Consider the following 19,870-nt stretch of genomic DNA (forward strand, 5'->3'; position numbering starts at 1 on the left):
AACCAAATGGAAATGCTATTTTTGTTTTGAACATTACATAAATGTACGAATGAAAATAGAGAAATACTTTCTTTTATGTGCTTTCATGCTTATTTCTGTTGTCTGTTGGTCGCAAAATCAAAAGGCAGACAGTTTGATTTCGGTTTTGCAAAAGACGCGAAATGATATTGATAAGGCACAATTACTCAATGCTATTGCCGACCAATATAAAACAAGCGATCCAAAGTTAATGTTGGATTATGCTCAAAAAGCGTATGTTTTGGCCCAAAAAATCAATTACGAATTAGCAAAAGGAAATGCTCTACTCAATTTAGGAAATGCCAACATTATTTCGGGAAATTATCCTAAAGCACTACAGTATTTTAGTGAGGCACAGCATCTTTTTGAAAATGCCACAATCAAGGAAAATAATGAGAAAGAAAAAGGATTAGCCAAAGCTTTAGGAAGCATGGGTATTGTTTTTTCAGAACAAAGTAATTATGCCAAAGCGTTGCAATATTATCTGAAATCCGTTAAAATATACGAACAAATTAAAGAGGAAGAAAAATGTGCCAAATTGTACAACAATATTGGTATCGTTTACAAATCTCAAGGAACTGATTTTAAAGCACTCGAGTACTTTATCAAAGCCCAGAAAATTCAAGAAAAGCGCAATGATGCCAACATCGGAATCACTTATACCAATATTGGGAACGGTTACTTAAAACAAAATAATTTGCCCAAAGCTTTTGAGTATTATTCAAAGGCTAAAACCACTTTAGACAAGTATCCTAATCCCCGAGCATTGGGCGAATGGTATAATAATGTAGGCTTGTATTATAAAACGGCTAAGCAAGCTGATAAGGCTATTGAATATTGGAATTTGGCTGTTTCGACTTTTGAAACCATTGGCGATAAATTCGGAGTAGGCGATACTTATATTCTTTTAGGTCAATTGTTTTTAGAGCAAAATAAAATTCCCGAAGCAACTCAAATGGCCGAAAAATCATTGGCTTTGGCCAAAGAAATCAAAGTCTTAGAGCAAGTAGTGCTTTCTGAAAAATTGCTGAGTGATATTTACCAAAAGCAAAATAATTCCGTTCTTGCGTTGCAGCACTTCAAATTGTACAGCCAAGCCAAAGACAGTTTGACCAACGAAGTAAACATTCGAAGAAGTGTTGAAGAAGAATTGAATTTTGATTTCGAAAAACGCGAAGCCCTTCAGCAAAAAGAAATCGAAAAACGAGATTTATTACTCAAAGAAGAATCGAATCGAAACGACCTGCAACTCTTTTTTGCCACAATTTTTGGGTTGTTGTTATTCGGAATTGCCTTTTTAATTTACAATCGAGTTCAGTTAAAAAAGAATTTAACTTTGCAGAAGGAACTTGCAGAATACGAACAAAAAGCCTTGCATTTACAGATGAATCCGCATTTTGTGTTCAATTGTTTGGGTTCGATTTCGAGTTTTATTGTGCAAAACGGAACCGATTCGGCCATCAAATATTTGTCTAAATTTTCAAAACTAATGCGATTGACCTTAGAGTATTCTAAAGAATCATTAATTCCAATCGATAAAGAAATTGAGAGTTTGCAAAATTATTTAGAGTTGGAACAATTGCGTTTTAATAACAAGTTTACTTTCTCTATTTTTAAAAGCGATGCCATTGAAGACGATATGGCGTTGCCACCATTATTGTTGCAACCTTTTATAGAAAATGCCATCATACACGGTGTAATTCCAAAAAAAGAAATTGGCAGTATAGCCGTGCGTTTTACGATTGAAAAAGAAAGTTTGTTTTGTACGGTGGAAGACAACGGCATTGGTTTTAACGAATCGAAAGCTCAAAAAGAGCACTCGGTTGTTGCGCATAAATCAATGGCGTTGGACATCACCAAAAAACGTTTGGAAATGATAGAATCTACGACCAAACAAAAAACAGAATTTAAAATTGAAGAAATAAAAAACAATCCGGAAGAGATTTCGGGAACCAAAGTAACCATACATCTGCCAATACAATATATAAAATAGTCACAGTTTACAGTCACAGTATTCATAAGCTGCGACTGAACACTTCGACTGAACACTTAAAGTTATGATTACAGCCATATTAATCGACGACGACAGCAATTTGAGAAACGGAATGAAAAGTTTGTTGTCGCGTTATGCTCCTGAAATTACTATTATCGGCGAAGCTGACAGTGTTGAAAGTGGTACGGCTTTGTTATTGCAAAATCCACCGCAAGTGTTGTTTTTAGACATTCATTTGGGCGATGGTTCTGGTTTTGATTTGTTGGAAGAAGTCAATAAAAAAGGGAAGTTGAATTCTCAAATAGTTTTTATCACGGCGCATGAGCAATATGCGATCAAGGCTTTTCGTTTTAGTGCTTTGGATTTTTTATTGAAACCGGTTGATCCCGAAGAATTACAGAAAGTAATCGGAAAATTGAAAAATGTCATTGACAAAAATGATAATGTAGCACACATCGATTTGCTGTTGGAAAACATCCGAAAGAAAGTCGATAATTTCAAACGCATCGCTTTATCAAATTCTGATGGAATCCATCTTTTTGAAGTCAGTGATATTATTCGTTGCGAGAGCGAAGACAATTATACTAAGTTTTATATCAAAAACAACAAACCGATTTTGATTTCAAGAACTTTAAAAGAATACGAAGAACTATTAACGGAACATGGATTTGAAAGAATTCACCAAAGTCATTTAATCAATTTGGCTTATTTGAAATCGTACATCAAAAAAGACGGCGGTTATGTGATTATGGCGGACAATACCAGTATTCCTATTTCGCAACGGAAAAGAGAAAGATTAAATGAAATTTTAAAATCTATTTAACAAATAATCGAGTAAATTAAATAAGCAACATATAGTTTAACAGCAAAAAATAGCATCATGAAAAAAATTATCTTTATACTGTTTTTTATAACAGCATCGTTCTATGCACAACCGCCAATCAATCAACCTAGTCAATTAGCTACTTGTCAAGTTAGTTCTGCTTATGGATTATTTGATTTGACTTCAAAGAATTCAGAAATATTGGGAAGTTTAGATCCGGGATTATTTACAGTGAACTATTATGAAAGTTTTCCCGATTCCCAAAATGGGATAAATCCAATTCAAAATCCAACTCAATATGTTAGTGTAATCGGTTATCAAACGGTTTTTGTTAGGGTGTTTGAAAATCTAAATCCATCCAATTTTGCATTGGTCTATTTGCAATTGCAGTTATATTATTTGCCATACATTCAACAATCGCCAAATATGACGGTTTATGAGTCTCCAAATGATGGGATTGCTACTTTTAATTTAAATCTTCAAACGCCATTGTTTATTGGTAGCCAGCAAGATGTTTTGGTAACTTTTTACACCTCTGAAACAGATGCTTTGAATGAGATTAATCAATTGCCAAATACTACCTCATACACAAACATTAGTAATCCTCAAACCATTTTTGCAAGGGTTGAAAACAGTATTACTGGTTGTTCTACCATTGTAGATTTTCAGTTAATTGTTATTTCGGATGGTATAGTTGTTATACCGGATACTAATTTTAAAGCCAAGCTATTGGCTGCGAATGAAAACAATAATATAGCTTCAAATGTAAATCCAAATAGTTCAGCAACGCTGAATGTTTATACCAAGGTAGACACAAATCAAGATGGAGAAATTCAATTTTCAGAAGCGCAGTCAATAATTTATCTTAACGTAAGCGGATTAGGTGTATCTGTAAATGGTGGCATTCAAAATTTGCAAGGTATAGAAGCATTTTACAACTTAATTACCTTTTTTTGTAATTATAACCAATTAAATTCTATAGATTTAAGTGTTTTGCCAAACATTAGGAATTTTTATTGCACTCATAATAATGCAACTTCTTTAAATTTAACCAATGCTAATAAATTAAGAATCATTGATTGTTCATATAATCAGTTTACGAATTTGAATTTTGAAGATTGTATTAATTTGACTAGTTTGAGTGCAAGAAATAACCAATTGACGGTTATGGATTTAAGTGCAAATAATAGTATTGAAAGAATTTTTATTCCTTACAATAATTTAACAAGTTTTGAATTAAGTAATAAAAACTTTCTAAGAACATTAGAAGTCGGATTCAATCAATTAACCAGTATTCAACTATCTAATTTACCTATACTATATCGTGTTAAAGTTCAAAACAACAATTTAACCAATATTGATTTGTCTTCGGTGGCTTTTCAAGTTGAACCTAATAATCTCCCGAGCGCTAATGTTTTTGATGTAGGCTTAAATAATAATCTCAATTTGAATGTAATTAATTTAAAGAATGGCTTTACGAATAATGATGTTAGTTTTTTTTCAGGAAATTTAAATGGTTTGCAACAGTATATTTGTATTGACGAAAGTGATGGGTTTAGTTTTTTTGGCACAACTCCTAATCCAATATTGGGGACATATTGCTCTTTTACTCCAGGGGGAAATTACAATACTATAACAGGAACCATCCTTTTTGATGCCGATCAGAATGGCTGTAATGCTAATGATTTGTCAAATCCAAATATTAGAATTGATATAAATGATGGAACTAATCAAGGTGCTACTTTTACTGATAATTCAGGTGTATACAATTTCTATACTTCGGCAGGAAGTTTTGTGCTTAATTTAAATGTTGAAAATCCTTCTTGGTTTACGATTTCACCAACTACTGCAACAATTCCTTTTGCCAACAATATCAATAACACTACAATCCAGAATTTTTGTGTTACTGCTAACGGAGTTCATTCAGACGTAGAAATGGTTATTGAGCCTGTTACGCCTGCGCGTCCTGGTTTTGATGCGGTTTACAAATTGGTTTATAAAAACAATGGAAATCAGACAGAAACATTGTTTGCTAATTTTGGTTTTGATGGTACAAGACTTCAATATGTTTCCAGTTCGGCTGTTCCTTATGGTTCATCCAGCAACAGTTTAGCTTGGCAGATAAACAATGTAATGCCGTTTCAAAGCGGAAGTATATTAGTGACTTTACACGTAAATTCACCAACAGATACTCCGGCAGTAAATATTGGTGATGGTCTGGCTTTCACTTCATTTATTGATGTGACAACAGACGAGAATTGGACAGATAATGCTTTTGATTACAACCAAATCGTAGTTGGAGCGTTTGATCCAAATGATATTACTTGTTTGCAAGGAGATATCGTTTCTCCAACTGAAATAGGAGCCTATTTGCATTATATGATACGTTTTGAAAATACAGGAACTTTTGAAGCAGAAAATATAGTAGTAAGAACAGAAGTTAATGCCGCTGATTTTGATATTAATTCCTTGCAGCTTATGAATGCCTCACATCCGGTTTATGCTAGGATAAACGGAAATACAGTAGAATTTATTTTTCAAAACATCTTACTAGAGTCCGGTGGTCATGGTAATGTTTTGCTTAAAGTGAAATCAAAAAGCAATTTGCAACAAGGTGATGCTGTAAACAAAAAAGCCAATATTTATTTTGATTATAATTATCCGGTGGAAACTAATGAGGCTCAAACGGTTTTCCAAGCCTTGAGCAATCCTGATTTTGAAGTTGATAATTCTATCAGCATTTATCCAAACCCAAGTGATGGAATTGTAAACATCAAAGGTGATTTTAATATCAAATCAACTGAATTGTTTGATATACAAGGAAGATTGCTCCAGACTAATATAATAAACGATACCACAACGGTAATTGATCTGTCATCACAATCTAGTGGAGTTTATTTTGTGAAAGTAATTACAGAAAAAGGAATAAAAGTTGATAAAATAGTTAAGCAATAAATTTTGGGTTAAAATTAATTGTGGTAAAGGCGTACGTAAGTACGCCTTTTTTTGTTTATATATCAATTTTGCAAAATTTATCAAATAATTAACGAAAACGTTGTTGTAATTCTTTTTTATTTCATTTTGAATTCCCTAATTTTGTTAAATTATTAATTTATCAGACTTAATTCCCATATTATATCATGTCTAAAACAGCTATATTAGAATTTGATGGCAACAAATATGAGTTTCCTGTAATCGTAGGAAGTGAAAACGAAGCCGCCATCGATATTGAAAAACTTCGTGCCTTAACTGGCGCTATAACACTAGATCCGGGCTATAAAAACTCAGGTTCTTGTAAAAGCGACATCACTTTTTTGGATGGTGAAGAAGGCATTCTTCGCTATCGAGGTTACGCAATTGAAGATTTGGCCGAAAAAGCAGGTTTTCTTGAAGTTTCTTATTTGGTAATTTTTGGAGAATTGCCAACAAAAGCACAATTAGAGCAGTTTGAAAATGATATTAGAAAATATACATTAGTAAATGAAGAAATGAAAAACATCATTGATGGTTTTCCAAAAACAGCTCATCCAATGGGTGTTTTGTCTTCATTAACTAGCGCACTTACGGCATTCAATCCAAAAGTAGTTGATGTTGAAAATGAAAAAGAAATGTATGAAGCGGTATGTAAAACCATGGGTAAATTCTTGGTGATTGCTACTTGGACCTACAGAAAAATGATGGGTTATCCTCTAAATTATTACGATAACACGATTGGTTATGTAGATAATTTTATGCAGTTGATGTTTAAATTACCAACCGGGCCATACAAAGCCAATCCGGTAGTAATTGACGCTTTAGATAAATTATTCATTCTTCATGCTGATCACGAACAAAATTGTTCGACTTCTACAGTAAGAATAGTTGGTTCATCTCATGCCGGATTATTTGCTTCAATCTCTGCAGGAGTTTCTGCACTTTGGGGACCATTACACGGAGGTGCTAATCAAGCAGTATTGGAAATGTTGGAGGCCATTCAAAAAGATGGTGGAGATGCCGATAAATATTTGGCAAAAGCCAAAGACAAAGATGATCCGTTCCGTTTGATGGGATTTGGTCACAGAGTTTACAAAAACTTTGATCCAAGAGCTAAAATTATAAAGAAAGCCGCCGATGAGGTTTTAAATACTTTAGGCGTTGATGACCCGATTTTGGATATTGCCAAAAAATTAGAAGCTTCAGCTTTAGTTGATGACTATTTTGTATCGAGAAAATTATACCCGAATGTCGATTTCTACTCAGGAATTATATACAGAGCTTTGGGTATTCCGACAGAAATGTTTACCGTAATGTTCGCCATCGGACGTTTACCGGGATGGATTGCACAATGGAAAGAAATGCGAATCAATAAAGAACCAATCGGAAGACCAAGACAAGTATATACCGGATATCCTTTGAGAGATTTTCAACCTATGGATAAAAGATAGTTAGAAACTTATATTTTTAAGCAAAACTCCCTGTGAAAGCAGGGAGTTTTTTGTTTGGGTATAATTTACAAATATCTTTTTATACTTTCTTTTTGTTAAGAATTGAATGTTTTAATTTGTTTTTTCTATTGATTATAATGTAAGAATATTTTATTAATATTTGCAAAAAATATGTATTTTATCGATTAAATATGTATTTTGTGGATTATTAAAAAACTATAATATATTTTTGATTTCATAATTACAAGCAGTAAAACTAATTTGATGCACAACCTACAATCGCAAAGAACTAGTATAAAAGTAAAGCCAAGCCTAAGTATCCCTGATTAACGAGTTTTTAAATGATTTTTTAATGCCCCAAATTTTTTAGTTATGAAAAAAAAATACTTTTTATTTACAACGTTAGCACTTTTAGCGCTAGTTGCCAAAACTACTGCGCAGACCGATAATACCTTTTTTGGTATTGGAACTGGAATAAATAGTTCCGGTAATTTTAATACCGGTTTTGGGAAAAATGCATTAGGGAATAATAATAGTAACAGTAACAACGCTTTTGGATGGAATGCTCTAGGCAGTAGTTTGGGTGGTTTCAATTGTGCTTTTGGGAATCAATCCTTACAAGCCAATAACACCGGTACCTTGAATAGTGCTTACGGAACCAGAAGTTTGGCAAATAATATTTCGGGTGCTAGTAATGTTGCTATCGGACACAGATCACTAGAAGCCAACACAATTGGTAATAATAATACTTCTGTAGGTTTTGGTTCGTCGTTAAGAACTATTGGAAACAGTAATATTGCTATTGGAGCCAATACCCCTCGACATTTAGTAACAGGTAATTTCAATACCTTTATCGGTACTGAAACTGGAGCCAATTTAATTAATGGTAATTATAATGTTTTTTTGGGCTTTGTTGCTTTGAACCCAACACCTTCATCAGCTAAATTGGCCGGAAATGACACTAATAACACGATTATTTTTGCCGATGGTCAAGGCAAACAAAGAATTTTCATTGACAGAAGCGGAAATACTGGTATTGGTTTAGGCAACAATGTTATTCCAGTAAACCGATTAGATATTAGCGGTGGAGTTGCTATTGGTAGAAATTATGTGCCTAATTTAACATTAAATGCCGGTGAAGGAACTGTTGCACCTGCTAATGGATTATTAGTAGAGGGACGAGTAGGAGTCGGAAACAAATCACCTAAAAACAAACTAGAGGTTACTCATGGCACCGATGGAAACTCTGGACTTCGTTTTACGAATTTAACAAATCAGTCAGCTCCAGTTTCAGCAACGGTTGTAACCGATAAATTTTTAACGGTTAACGCAACAGGAGATGTAGTATTGCAAAGAGTGCCAAGTGTTTTAAGTACAACAAATGCTGTATCGTCGAATGCTAATTTAATGACCACTAATGTAAATAATGTTTCAGCTTCTGCGCCTATCGTAAATTCAATAACCAATACAATTAATGCCAGTAATCAATTAGTAACAACAGTTAATGGTGTAGCAAGTAATCCGGTTAATTTACCAAGTACTTCTGTGCAAACTTTAACACAGTTGGGCAATACCATAACGCTCTCAAATGGTGGTGGATCAATTACACTACCGGATTTTGAAGATACTGATTCACAATCTTTAGCATTAGCCGGAAATGTGCTTTCTATTTCTAATGGTAACAGTGTAATCCTACCGGCACAAGTTCCTCAAACAATTTCTCAAACAGGCAATACTATAACGCTTTCTAATGGTGGAGGTTCTTTTACATTACCAACTTTTACTAATACAGATGCTCAATCTTTAACTTTAAGTGGAAATACATTATCAATCTCTAACGGAAACAGTATAACATTGCCTTCCCAAACTTTTCAAACGGTTTCTCAATCAGGAAATACAGTAACACTTTCTAATGGTGGTGGTTCTTTTACAATGCCAACAACAAGTGTAACTGCAGGTAACAATGTAACGGTTACCGGTACGGGTTCAACAGCTTCTCCTTTTGTAGTTAGTTCTATAGATACCAGTATTTATGCTAACAATGGTGTAATCAATCAGGCTACCACGACTGCCGGAAACAGAGTTGTTGATATGAACAACAGTAATATTTGGTTCAATACCGCTAATAGTACTTCTAATGGTAAAATATATTTGGGTTCAAGTACTGCTTATCCAAGTACAACAGGAAATTATAAATTATTTGTAGAAGGTGGCATTTTGACCGAAAAAGTAAAAGTAGCCCTGAGAAGTTCTGCCAACTGGGCAGATTACGTTTTTGCCTCAGACTATAAATTAATGCCATTGAAAGAGGTAGAAGAATTTGTAAACACTAATAAACATTTGCCTGGAATTGACTCTGCAGAAGCCTTGGCCAAAAATGGTCTTGATATCGCTGAAATGCAATCCAAACAAATGGAAAAGATTGAAGAATTAACCCTTTACATCATTGACCAAGACAAAAAAATAGAAGCACAAGGCAAAGCCCTTGAAAAATACAATAAAGAAATTGAAGCGTTAAAAGCACAAATGCAAGCTATACTTGCTAAAACTAAGTAATATGTACAAGATATTTAAAATAGTTTTACTTAGCTGTTTTGTGCTCAATTCAGCTACTGTTTTGGCTCAGATCGATCAATATCTGGCTGAAGAAAACAGCAGAATTTTAATTTCTCAGCAAACAGAAGTCGAAATTCAACGGTTTGTAAATGATAATTTCAAGAAATACAAATTATCAAAAGAAGTTACTGATGATGTAATTAAACATCTGAAAGAAGAAGAGGAATTTACTGAAGAGGAATTTCAAAAAGCTGTAATCAATACCAAAATATACGAACTAAGAAAGCTATTCTTCCTGGAAAACCCGAGTAAAAGAGACGGTTATATTGCTAAACCACCGCCGCCAACCGTAATGCAAACTTGTACCAATGGCGACTTCGAAAACGGAACTGCAGGTTATTCTTTTTGGTCTGATGCTTATCCGCAACCGGCAACCGGTGAAGGTTTTTTTCAGTCATGCTCAATGCCAACAGCGCAAACAGCAACTAATTTGGTAACACCTAGTACCAATAACTTCGGGTCAACCATAACTCTAATCAGCAGTACTAATTCGGGTTACCAAATGTATGATCCAACTTTAGCAAGTTTAGGGGTTAATGTACGAACCATCAATACCAATGGCGGAACAAGATCGATTAAATTAAATAATTCAAACGGTTTCGGTTCTTCTGATGTTACAACTATGTCAAGATATTTTCCGGTGATTAATCAATCAACTATCGATTTCAATTTTTCACTAATTATGGATAACAAGCCGGCGCACGGTCAGCCCATACAACCATTTTTTAGGGTTAGGGTTTATGATCAATTCAATAATATAGTAGATGAAATTTGTATCATTGCCAATCCCGATAACTGTTTGTTCAATACTCTGGTAATTGGAAGCAATAGAAGGGTTTTGTATACCGGATGGATTTGTGCTCGTTTAAATGTTCAAGACATTTTAAACCAACCGGGAAGAATTGAATTTACGGTGAGTGATTGTGAACCTTCTGCTCACTTTGGTACAGTTTATATTGATAATATCTGTGGATTTACGTGTGCAGTTCCGCAATTAGGAGCCTTGAGTACCGAACCAACAAATTTCAATTGTCCGGATATGACCGGTACAACTCCAATACAAGTTTGCGGAACATACCAACCGCCGGTGAATGCTACGGTAAATACTATTTCATTAAATGTTCTTCAAAATAATATCGTGATTGGAACGATGGCTGCGCCAACTACTTTGACTTCTAGTACTTATTGTTTTAATGTTAGTCCAAGTTTGTTCGGTGCCAATCCATCAGGTGATTTTGAATTCCAGGTCAATGGAACTTTCAATGTCAATTGTCCGGCCGGAACGTTTATTTATGACATTTCAGATAACTCGGCTAATGTTGGTCCCGATGTAACTTTTGATAATTGTTGTGAACCGACTTTAACTTTGATTTCTCCGGCAGACAACTTAAATAATTTGGCGGCAACCAGTTTAACTAAAAGGGAAAGATCAGATTGGATTAAAGCCACGAATTTGATTTCAGTTGGCGACAACACCGTTGGAAATGGAGTAGTTTACCATGCTGAGAATTATGTCGAATTAAATCCGGGTTTTGAAGCAGTTTTAGGCTCTCAATTCGCCGCATACCCAGAAGGTTGTTCGGCTAATTTCATCTATAAAACTCAAAGTATAACCGAACAAGAAATAAGACCTATTGTTCAGGAAGAAGAGATTGTTATCAATTTGGTTAAAATAGCCAATGGTTTTGCTATCATTCCAAATCCATCCAGTAGTTCTATTGAAATTGTGATGAAAGATGCCCAATTTAATAAAATCAATATCACTTCTATTGATGGTAAAATGATCATGAACCGCAATGTTGAAATGACAGATAAAATGCAATTGGATGTAAGTAATTATGCCAATGGTGTTTATATCATCAACATAACTTCTGAAGATGGTCGAATACATACTGAGAAATTGGTTAAAAATTAATTTTAAATTGATTTACTTCCAGATAAAGCCTCTCCAATCGGAGGGGCTTTTTTTGTAATTTTAGTTAAGTGTATTTCCCTATATTTGTTAAAATTTAACTCGGCTTCCCAATGGTTGAAAGTGTTGTCTTTCTTTCTAAAACACAAAAATCAGTTTCGCTTCCTTGTGCTATTCAAAATCACAAATTGATTATAGAAACGGCTTTTTTTGACCGTGAAGCCATACCGTCTTTTGATTTGGTCATTACTTTTAAAAATGACATTACATCCGTCAGAAACCATGACTATACTTGGGTTAAATGCAATAATGACTTTGTTTCGAGTTCATTTTCTCCTAAAATAATCAAACTGGATAACGGTTTTTTTGTACAGCCCAATTTGAATTATGGCTACTGGGAAATTCAGAAAAAAAATCCAAAAGTACTTTATTGGCGATTCCATCCGCAACAGGCACATCCTTTGACAGTTTACTCCGGTGAATACAATCAAAGAGTAGTAGCGGAAGCCGATTCGGGCATCGATTTTAAATTAGATTTAGCTTTATTGTTTACAACTCAAAACGCTATAGAATTCAGCCGTTCGTCGATTCCGTTTTCATCCGTGGCTTGTTTTACCGACCATTGTGATTTTGATACTTTACCAAGTCTCAAGCTACAAAGAACTTTCTTTAAGAAGCATAATATTAAAGTTACCAAAGGCTTTTTTCTAAATCATTTTTCCAAAAGAACAGACAATGCTTCTGTTGAATTTGATCGTGATGAGTTTGAAAAATGGTTGGATGACGGACACGAATTGGCCTACCATTCGTTGTCTCAATCTTTGAAAAATGACGAAGAAAGTTTCAAAAATTTCTTTTCCTTCACACCGCCGTTTGGTGATGTTCCAACTTGGATTGACCACGGCTACCAATCCTATAATTTCTCACTCTATCAGAAAAAAGGAATTAATGAAGCCGACTTTTCTAATAATTTAAAAGAGAAGAGTATAACCACTCTGTGGAATTATATCGATTCCGGAACAACGGCTTTAGGGGTTATCAACCAATTAAACCCTAATGATTTTACCCTAAATAGCTTTTATAGTGGTATCAAAAAAATGAGTTTAAAAACCAAACTCAGCCTTTTAATCAAAAACATTATGTTTCATTACTATGCCGATGAAGCCATGATTTTAAAATATAAAAGTTTGGCCTCGAGTTTTAAAAAAATGATTCAGAAAAAAAATCCGCTACTCTTTTTTAACTTTTTAGGCAGTTTGTTTTCGTTGGCCGTACCCATTTTAAAAGTGCTTATTTTTTGGAACCAACATAAAAACAAGCCTTACAAGTTGGCAAAATATACACCATTAGTTTTCAAACATACCATTGCTGAGAATGAATTTTATGTCTTTCAAACCATCGAAATGATTGACTTTAGAATGTCATTGCATCCCGATAATATCAATAAACTAATCAATGAAAGTGGGATTTTTATCGCGCATACTTATTTTTCCGTACCAATGAAATACCATGAAGGCAGAATGTTTAAAAATCCCGAAACTATTGATGAAGTAGTCGAAGCCAATTTTAAGTTTCTAGGCGAAAAAATGAAAAACCAAGAAATTTGGAATCCGACAATTAAAGAATTGGTTCAATTTTTAGCTAATTTTGAAAAAACCGTTTTGGATATAAATGCCGATGGTAAACTGATAGTAATCAATGCGGCAACATTACCTTATCGAACAGCAATCTGATGGAAATATTTTTCACCAAAAATAAGGAAGAGTTAGACCAATGGGATGCTTATGTTTCAGTTGAAAACAAAGCCAGTCATCTATTATTATCGGATTGGAATCAATCATTTACTTCCTATGGTTTTGATTTTGAAGTTTGTCTTTTAAAAGACCAAAATGAAATTGTTGGTGGATTTGTTGGCGTTATCGCTAAAGCTCTTTTTTTTAAATTCTATATCGTTCCTTATGGTCCGATTGTTTCAAAAGGTTATGAAGACCAACTGAATCATCTGATTGCTCAAGTTCCCGAAAGAGCCAAACAATCCGGTAGTTGCTATTGTCATATTTCATTGCCTTCTACTAAGGAAATGAATAAACATACTTTTACCAATTTGCCTGATTTACCTATACTAAAAACAGCTAAAGCAGGCCAGCTTTTTAAATATGTTTATTCCGGTTACGGACTCAATTGGATAGATTTGGTTGGATATGATGAAGAATCAAAAATCATAACCTTAAAACCATCAGTACGTAGAAATATTAGAAATTCCTATCGCAAAGACTTGATTTTTAAAATCATGACTTTGGATAACGACATAGAGCAGGCTTACCATTTATTCAAAGAAAATTCAATAGCGGCCAATTACAGCATCAGGGATTGGAAAGACATGAGAGAAACACTTTTGAGTTTAAATAAAAAAGGATTCTTGAAAATATTAGCCGCTTTTAAAGACGAAGAGTTAAAAGGCGCCATTTTATTGATTAAAGGTGGAAATTATTACACCTACATTCTTGGCGGTTCCAAAAAAGAAGTGCCCGATTTAAGAACCGGTGATTTCTTGCAATGGGAAGCCATTAAATTATCGCTGCATGAAGGATTAGATGGTTACAATATCTCGCTTGGCGGTTCGCCGGGTGTGGTTGAATTTAAAAATAGTTTCAATACAGTACAGTTTTATTTCGAAAACGCACAATTCCATTGGGTAATCAAACCAATTTATTTCAAGCTATATTTGTTTCTCGAAAAGCATTTGAAAAACCACAAAAAAACCATTGCCAGAATTTTATCTCTACTAAAAAAATGATAAAAAAACTGTTGAAATATTTCAGAGTTATTTCTATTGATGTCTTTATCTATTCAATGAGTAAAGAAACTATTGCCGAGTTTGCCAATCTTGATTTACCCATTCAAAGCGAAATAGTAAGCCAAAACAAAAAACGTTTTTTTGTCACAATCGAGGGTAAATTAGCACACGAGAGTTATTTGTTTCAAAAGCTTTTTCTACTGAGAGTAATCCATGAAAAAGGACCAACCATAGGTGATTGTAAAACCATGCCCGAGTTTAAAGGAAAGTCAATTTATCCCTTTGTGATTAATTTTATTGCCAGAGAAGAAATACTGAAAAACCACCAAAAAGAAGTTTTTATTGTGGTAAACACCAATAATAGCAGTTCTATTAAAGGAATAGAGAAAGCAGGTTTTAAACTCCATACTAAAATTAAAGCCAAAAGATTTTTGCTGTTTCACTTCAATACACAACTGACCAAAAATTAATGCGATTTTATTCAAAATACTTATAAACAAAGCTTCTCCTAACCAAGAAGCTTTTTTATATTTGTCAAAAGCCAAAAGCTACTTTATGTTACAATTAAATGTAAAAAACGAAACGTCAAGATTAAGAGCCGTAGTACTCGGTTCAGCCGAAAATAATGGGCCAACTCCAACTGCTGAAGAAGCCTATGACCCAAAATCATTAGAACACATTCTAGCCGGAACATATCCTATTGAAGCCGATATGATTAAAGAAATGGAAGCCTTCAATCAAGTATTTCAAAAATACAATGTTCAGGTTTTCCGCCCGGAAATGATTGAGAATTACAACCAAATCTTCACCCGTGATATCGGATTTGTCATTGATGATGTCTTTATAAAAGCCAATATTTTACCGGATAGGGAAAGAGAACTCGATGCAATTCAATATGTTATTGACCAAATCAATCCGGATAAAGTTGTTCGTCCACCGGAAGAAGTGCATATCGAAGGTGGCGACGTAATGCTTTGGAATGATTATATTTTTATCGGTACTTACAAAGGTTCCGATTATAAAGATTACATCACAGCACGAACCAATATGCAAGGGGTAAATTATATAAAAGAATTATTCCCACACAAAAAAGTAAAAGAATTCGATTTGGTAAAATCCAAGCTGGAAGCTCGCGATAATGCCTTACATTTAGACTGTTGTTTCCAACCCGTTGGTAAAAACAAAGGAATCATCTATAAAAGTGGTTTCCGCCAAGAATCAGATTATGTTTTTCTGGTTAAATTATTCGGTAAAGAAAACCTCTTTCACATCACGCGTGACGAAATGTACCACATGAATTCCAACGTGTTTTCTATAGATGATAACGTAGTAGTTTCGGAAAAAAACTTTACAAGACTAAACCATTGGCTTCGCGAAAACGGATTCATCGTTGAAGAAATACCATACGCTGAAATTGCCAAACAAGAAGGCTTGTTGAGATGTTCAACTTTGCCGTTGATTAGAGATTAAAAATTTGTTTCAATTTTAATGTTTCAAGTTAATTAACCTGAAACTTGAAACCTGAAACTTTAAACCCAAACAAAATGAAACAAACTACAAACTCAATCCTAATGATTCGCCCGGTGGCGTTTCGTATGAACGAACAAACTGCTGTAAATAATTATTACCAAAAAGTACTCGACGGCTTATCACCAGAAACCGTGAATGCCAAAGCCCAAGCCGAGTTTGATGCGTTTGTAAACAAGTTGCGAAAAGTAGGCGTAAACGTGGTTGTAGTCGACGATACTTTAGAACCCAATACTCCCGATAGTATTTTTCCAAACAACTGGATTTCGTTTCACGAAAACGGCGATGTGGTTTTGTATCCCATGTTTGCCGAAAACCGTCGTGCCGAAAGAAGAGAAGATATCCTCGATATCTTAGAAGACGAAGGTTTCGAAATCAACGAAATCATGGATTATACCTTGGCAGAAGAAGACAATGTTTTCCTCGAAGGTACCGGAAGTTTATTATTAGACCGCGAAAATGGTAAAGCCTATTGTGCTTTATCGCCGCGTGCCGACGAAGAATTGATGATTGAATTTTGCGAAGATTTCGAATTCACTCCGGTGATTTTTGAAGCCTTCCAAACAGTCAACGGCGAAAGAAAACTCATTTACCATACCAACGTCATGATGACTTTAGGCGATACCTTTGCCGTAGTTTGTGCCGATTGTATTGATGACAAAAAAGAACGCAAAATGGTTCTAGACAGCCTTCGCGGTGATGACAAAGAAGTGATTTTAATCACCGAAGACCAAGTCAACAACTTCGCCGGAAACATGCTCGAAGTAAAAGGAAAAGACGATAAAAGATTCTTGGTAATGAGCGAGTCAGCGTACAAAAGTTTGACCAAAAAACAAATTGCCCAACTCGAAGCTCACGTTGAAATCATCCATTCCAGTTTAGATACTATTGAAGCTTGCGGTGGCGGAAGCGCCCGTTGCATGATGGCGGAAATCTTTCTGCCAAAAGAATAATTGAAAGAAATAAAGCAATAAAAAAGCCCAAAATCATCTCGGTTTTGGGCTTTTTCAATTCGTAATTCGTAATTTCTAATTCGTAATTCTTTTATATTCCACGTATTATACTCAAAACCGCACTAATGATATACTGAATGCCAATGGCAACCGTAAGGAAACCTACGATTCGAGAAATCGCCACAATTCCGGAAGCACCAAGATATTTAGCCAAATAATGAGCACTTCTTAAAATTAAAAAAATCAATAACGACACGATAATAATGGAAATGACTGAAGACAAAATTTCCGGTGTCGAATGATGGTCTTGGTTAAAAGCAATTAACAGCGAAATCGAACCCGGACCAGCCAACATGGGCATCGCCAAAGGCGTTAACGCAATCGAATTCCTGTTGGCCAAATCTTCTTCCACTTCTTTGCTAATTCCTTTTCTTTTTTTCGGATTGGCATTAAGCAAACCAAATCCCGAACTAGCAATCAAAATCCCACCGGCAATCCTAAGGGCAGAAATGGTAATCCCGAAAAAGCTCAAAACATATTCTCCAATAAAAAAAGAGATTAATAAAATGATGCAAACATTTACAGCGGTCAAAAGCGATACCCTGGAACGTTCTGATTTGTTATAATCTTGTGTTAAACCAACAAAGAAAGGAATGACACCAATGGGGTTTAAAACCGAGAACAAAGCACCTAACAGGACAAAAAAAGTATTCAAAAAGAGTTCCATTTTTTCTAATAATTCAAATCGGCCACAAAGATAGGTAAAGAATAAAAGTAAGTGTTAATTTAAAAACATTATTCGTTAAATTTGCGCCATGAAAAATAAGAAAACACTAGTGCTCGGCGCTACGACCAAACCCGAAAGATATGCTTTCAAAGCCATCAATATGTTAGTCGAAAAAGGCCATTCGGTACTGGCGATTGGGCAAAATCAAGGTGAAGTGGCCGGAGTTGCTATCCGAACTAAAAATATTCCTTTAAAAAATATTGACACCGTGACTTTGTACTTAAATCCGGTGCGACAAAGAGATTACTACAATTACATCATCGAAACCAAACCCAAACGCGTCATCTTCAATCCCGGAACCGAAAATCCGGAATTTTACCAATTATTGCAAGGCAACGGAATTAAGGTTGAGGTTGCTTGTACGTTGGTATTGTTGGCCACGAATCAGTATTAGGAGCGAAAGGTTCGGGCATTTTTGGCATGGTAATTCCTGCTTTCCGCGCTACGCGGTAGCTAGCTCCAATCAGGGCTAAAAAGCAATCCATTTTAATATCGGGTATTTTCAGTCGCCGGTTTGCTAATCAAAAGCAATCCTATAAAAGTGATTAGTCCGTTTACTATAATCAATTCGTTATCTATAGTATAATTTCCCAATAATTCCGCAGAATACTTGCTGATAAAAAAGCAAATCGCCGGCGAAATCACACAAACCAACGGCACAAACTTATCATGAACCGTTTTCGATTTCACAAACAAACCAAACGCATACAACCCTAAAAGCGGTCCGTAAGTATAGGAAGCAATCTTGAAAATCATCTTCACTACCGACGCATCATTCACCGCATTAAAAAACACGATTACCAAAAACATCAGAAATGAAAAACCAACATGAACCCAATGACGAGTTCTAACAATGTTCGGTTTGTTTTGATTTTCAGTTTTATCCATACCTAAAAAATCCACACAGAAGGAAGTCGTTAAAGCCGTCAATGCACTATCGGTTGTGGCAAAAGTCGCTGCAGTCAATCCCAATAAAAACACCACAGCCGGAATTACGCCTAAATGATTTAAGGCAATTTCAGGGAATAAAAAGTCGGTTCGTGCCACGCCATCAATCATTGGAACAGCGATACCATTTTTCTCGGCATACATATAAAGCAAGGCGCCAACACTCAAAAAGAAAATGTTAATCAGCACAAAAATTCCGGTGAAAGTGAACATGTTTTTTTGGGCTTCGCCTATGTTTTTACAACTCAGATTTTTTTGCATTAAATCTTGATCTAATCCAACCATAGCAATGGTTACAAAGATGCCACCAAGGACTTGTTTCCAAAAATAATTCCCTTTTAAATAATCTTCAAAGAAGAAAATTTTAGAATAGTTGCTTGCTTTCACCGTTTCAAAAGCTTGGAAAAAGGACAAATCCAAACTGTTACAAATAAAAATAATGGTCAAAAATACCGAAGAAACCAAGAAGAAAGTTTGCAAAGTATCAGTAATAATAATGGTTTTCAAACCACCGCGATAAGTATAAGCGAAAATCAATCCAAGTGAAATCAAAACCGTTAAAGCGAAAGGAATATTGAACGCATCAAACACATACCGTTGCAATACAATCACCACCAAATACAAGCGAAAAGCAGAACCAATCGTTCGACTAATCAAGAAAATTGAAGCGGCAGTTTTATAACTAATCGTACCTAAACGCTGTTCGATATAACTGTAAATCGACGTAAGGTTCATGCGATAATACAACGGCAGCAAGACTTTGGCAATGATTAAAAAACCAATGGCGTTTCCTAAAACAAATTGGAAGTATTTAAACTGCAAATCGGGATTCCCCACTTCACCCGGAACCGAAATAAATGTCACTCCGGACAATGCCGTGCCAATCATTCCAAAGGCCACTAAATACCATTTGGAATTTTTATTGGCTTTGAAAAAAGTATCGTTATCCGTTCCTTTTTTACTGACAATGTTAGAAATCAAAATCAATAAACCGAAGTAAATAATGATGATTATTAGGATGGTAGTTGGTGACATAGGTTAGGTTTTATAGTGAGCCAAAATACAAAAATTA

At 34.8% G+C, this 19,870-nt stretch carries 14 protein-coding genes; 12 read left to right on the forward strand and 2 right to left on the reverse strand.

The window, feature by feature from the left end:
* Positions 1-49: 49 nt before the first annotated feature.
* The 11 genes from ACK4R1_RS14400 to ctlX all read left to right on the forward strand — a co-directional run bounded on the left by ACK4R1_RS14400 (position 50) and on the right by ctlX (position 17,063).
* Positions 50-2,011 (forward strand): tetratricopeptide repeat protein, encoded by a 1,962-nt coding sequence (locus tag ACK4R1_RS14400; protein WP_409688581.1) that lies wholly within the window; start codon positions 50-52, stop codon positions 2,009-2,011.
* A gap of 64 nt (positions 2,012-2,075) precedes the next feature.
* The gene (locus tag ACK4R1_RS14405; RefSeq protein ID WP_409688583.1) at positions 2,076-2,834 is read left to right on the forward strand and encodes a LytR/AlgR family response regulator transcription factor; all 759 of its coding nucleotides are present in this window, start codon (positions 2,076-2,078) and stop codon (positions 2,832-2,834) included.
* Positions 2,835-2,891: 57 nt separating this feature from the next.
* Complete coding sequence (locus tag ACK4R1_RS14410; protein WP_409688586.1) at positions 2,892-5,789, forward strand: T9SS type A sorting domain-containing protein; 2,898 nt, start codon at positions 2,892-2,894, stop codon at positions 5,787-5,789.
* 185 nt (positions 5,790-5,974) lie between these two features.
* Entirely contained in the window at positions 5,975-7,258 is a 1,284-nt protein-coding gene (locus ACK4R1_RS14415; RefSeq protein WP_409688589.1) for a citrate synthase, read from the forward strand.
* Between the two features lie 372 nt (positions 7,259-7,630).
* Complete coding sequence (locus tag ACK4R1_RS14420) at positions 7,631-9,814, forward strand: beta strand repeat-containing protein (RefSeq protein ID WP_409688592.1); 2,184 nt, start codon at positions 7,631-7,633, stop codon at positions 9,812-9,814.
* A gap of 1 nt (position 9,815) precedes the next feature.
* Entirely contained in the window at positions 9,816-11,789 is a 1,974-nt protein-coding gene (locus ACK4R1_RS14425; RefSeq protein WP_409688595.1) for a T9SS type A sorting domain-containing protein, read from the forward strand.
* Between the two features lie 110 nt (positions 11,790-11,899).
* Entirely contained in the window at positions 11,900-13,519 is a 1,620-nt protein-coding gene (locus ACK4R1_RS14430; protein WP_409688598.1) for a hypothetical protein, read from the forward strand.
* Positions 13,519-14,583: a lipid II:glycine glycyltransferase FemX gene (locus tag ACK4R1_RS14435; RefSeq protein WP_409688601.1), complete on the forward strand. Its 1,065-nt coding sequence runs from the start codon at positions 13,519-13,521 to the stop codon at positions 14,581-14,583. Before ACK4R1_RS14430 ends, ACK4R1_RS14435 begins: the two co-directional genes overlap by 1 nt.
* Positions 14,580-15,053, forward strand: a complete 474-nt coding sequence (locus ACK4R1_RS14440) for a hypothetical protein (protein WP_409688604.1) — start codon at positions 14,580-14,582, stop codon at positions 15,051-15,053. Before ACK4R1_RS14435 ends, ACK4R1_RS14440 begins: the two co-directional genes overlap by 4 nt.
* 85 nt (positions 15,054-15,138) lie before the next feature.
* The gene (locus ACK4R1_RS14445) at positions 15,139-16,053 is read left to right on the forward strand and encodes a dimethylarginine dimethylaminohydrolase family protein (protein WP_409688607.1); all 915 of its coding nucleotides are present in this window, start codon (positions 15,139-15,141) and stop codon (positions 16,051-16,053) included.
* Positions 16,054-16,127: 74 nt separating this feature from the next.
* On the forward strand, positions 16,128-17,063 hold the full coding sequence (gene ctlX, locus ACK4R1_RS14450) for a citrulline utilization hydrolase CtlX (RefSeq protein WP_409688610.1): 936 nt from the start codon (positions 16,128-16,130) through the stop codon (positions 17,061-17,063).
* A 91-nt stretch (positions 17,064-17,154) separates the two neighbouring features.
* Here ctlX and ACK4R1_RS14455 read toward each other — a convergent pair whose 3' ends face one another.
* Positions 17,155-17,790, reverse strand: coding sequence for a MarC family NAAT transporter (locus tag ACK4R1_RS14455; protein ID WP_409688613.1), 636 nt, complete (start codon positions 17,788-17,790; stop codon positions 17,155-17,157).
* Positions 17,791-17,878: 88 nt separating this feature from the next.
* On the opposite strand from ACK4R1_RS14455, the gene ACK4R1_RS14460 reads away from it, so the two are divergent.
* Positions 17,879-18,244: a CoA-binding protein gene (locus ACK4R1_RS14460; RefSeq protein ID WP_409688616.1), complete on the forward strand. Its 366-nt coding sequence runs from the start codon at positions 17,879-17,881 to the stop codon at positions 18,242-18,244.
* 92 nt (positions 18,245-18,336) lie between these two features.
* On the opposite strand, the gene ACK4R1_RS14465 is transcribed toward ACK4R1_RS14460, so the two are convergent.
* Positions 18,337-19,833, reverse strand: coding sequence for a sodium:solute symporter (locus ACK4R1_RS14465; RefSeq protein ID WP_409688619.1), 1,497 nt, complete (start codon positions 19,831-19,833; stop codon positions 18,337-18,339).
* Positions 19,834-19,870 lie beyond the last annotated feature (37 nt).

Origin of the sequence: Flavobacterium sp. (genome assembly GCF_046293665.1) — a bacterium.
GTDB lineage: Bacteria > Bacteroidota > Bacteroidia > Flavobacteriales > Flavobacteriaceae > Flavobacterium.

Coding starts and splice junctions, on each gene's coding strand:
- ACK4R1_RS14405 (WP_409688583.1), top strand. CDS start 2,076: ATGATTACAGCCATATTAATCGACGACGACAGCAATTTGAGAAACGGA.
- ctlX (WP_409688610.1), top strand. CDS start 16,128: ATGAAACAAACTACAAACTCAATCCTAATGATTCGCCCGGTGGCGTTT.
- ACK4R1_RS14445 (WP_409688607.1), top strand. CDS start 15,139: ATGTTACAATTAAATGTAAAAAACGAAACGTCAAGATTAAGAGCCGTA.
- ACK4R1_RS14420 (WP_409688592.1), top strand. CDS start 7,631: ATGAAAAAAAAATACTTTTTATTTACAACGTTAGCACTTTTAGCGCTA.
- ACK4R1_RS14425 (WP_409688595.1), top strand. CDS start 9,816: ATGTACAAGATATTTAAAATAGTTTTACTTAGCTGTTTTGTGCTCAAT.
- ACK4R1_RS14435 (WP_409688601.1), top strand. CDS start 13,519: ATGGAAATATTTTTCACCAAAAATAAGGAAGAGTTAGACCAATGGGAT.
- ACK4R1_RS14465 (WP_409688619.1), bottom strand. CDS start 19,833: ATGTCACCAACTACCATCCTAATAATCATCATTATTTACTTCGGTTTA.
- ACK4R1_RS14400 (WP_409688581.1), top strand. CDS start 50: ATGAAAATAGAGAAATACTTTCTTTTATGTGCTTTCATGCTTATTTCT.
- ACK4R1_RS14430 (WP_409688598.1), top strand. CDS start 11,900: ATGGTTGAAAGTGTTGTCTTTCTTTCTAAAACACAAAAATCAGTTTCG.
- ACK4R1_RS14410 (WP_409688586.1), top strand. CDS start 2,892: ATGAAAAAAATTATCTTTATACTGTTTTTTATAACAGCATCGTTCTAT.
- ACK4R1_RS14415 (WP_409688589.1), top strand. CDS start 5,975: ATGTCTAAAACAGCTATATTAGAATTTGATGGCAACAAATATGAGTTT.
- ACK4R1_RS14455 (WP_409688613.1), bottom strand. CDS start 17,790: ATGGAACTCTTTTTGAATACTTTTTTTGTCCTGTTAGGTGCTTTGTTC.
- ACK4R1_RS14440 (WP_409688604.1), top strand. CDS start 14,580: ATGATAAAAAAACTGTTGAAATATTTCAGAGTTATTTCTATTGATGTC.
- ACK4R1_RS14460 (WP_409688616.1), top strand. CDS start 17,879: ATGAAAAATAAGAAAACACTAGTGCTCGGCGCTACGACCAAACCCGAA.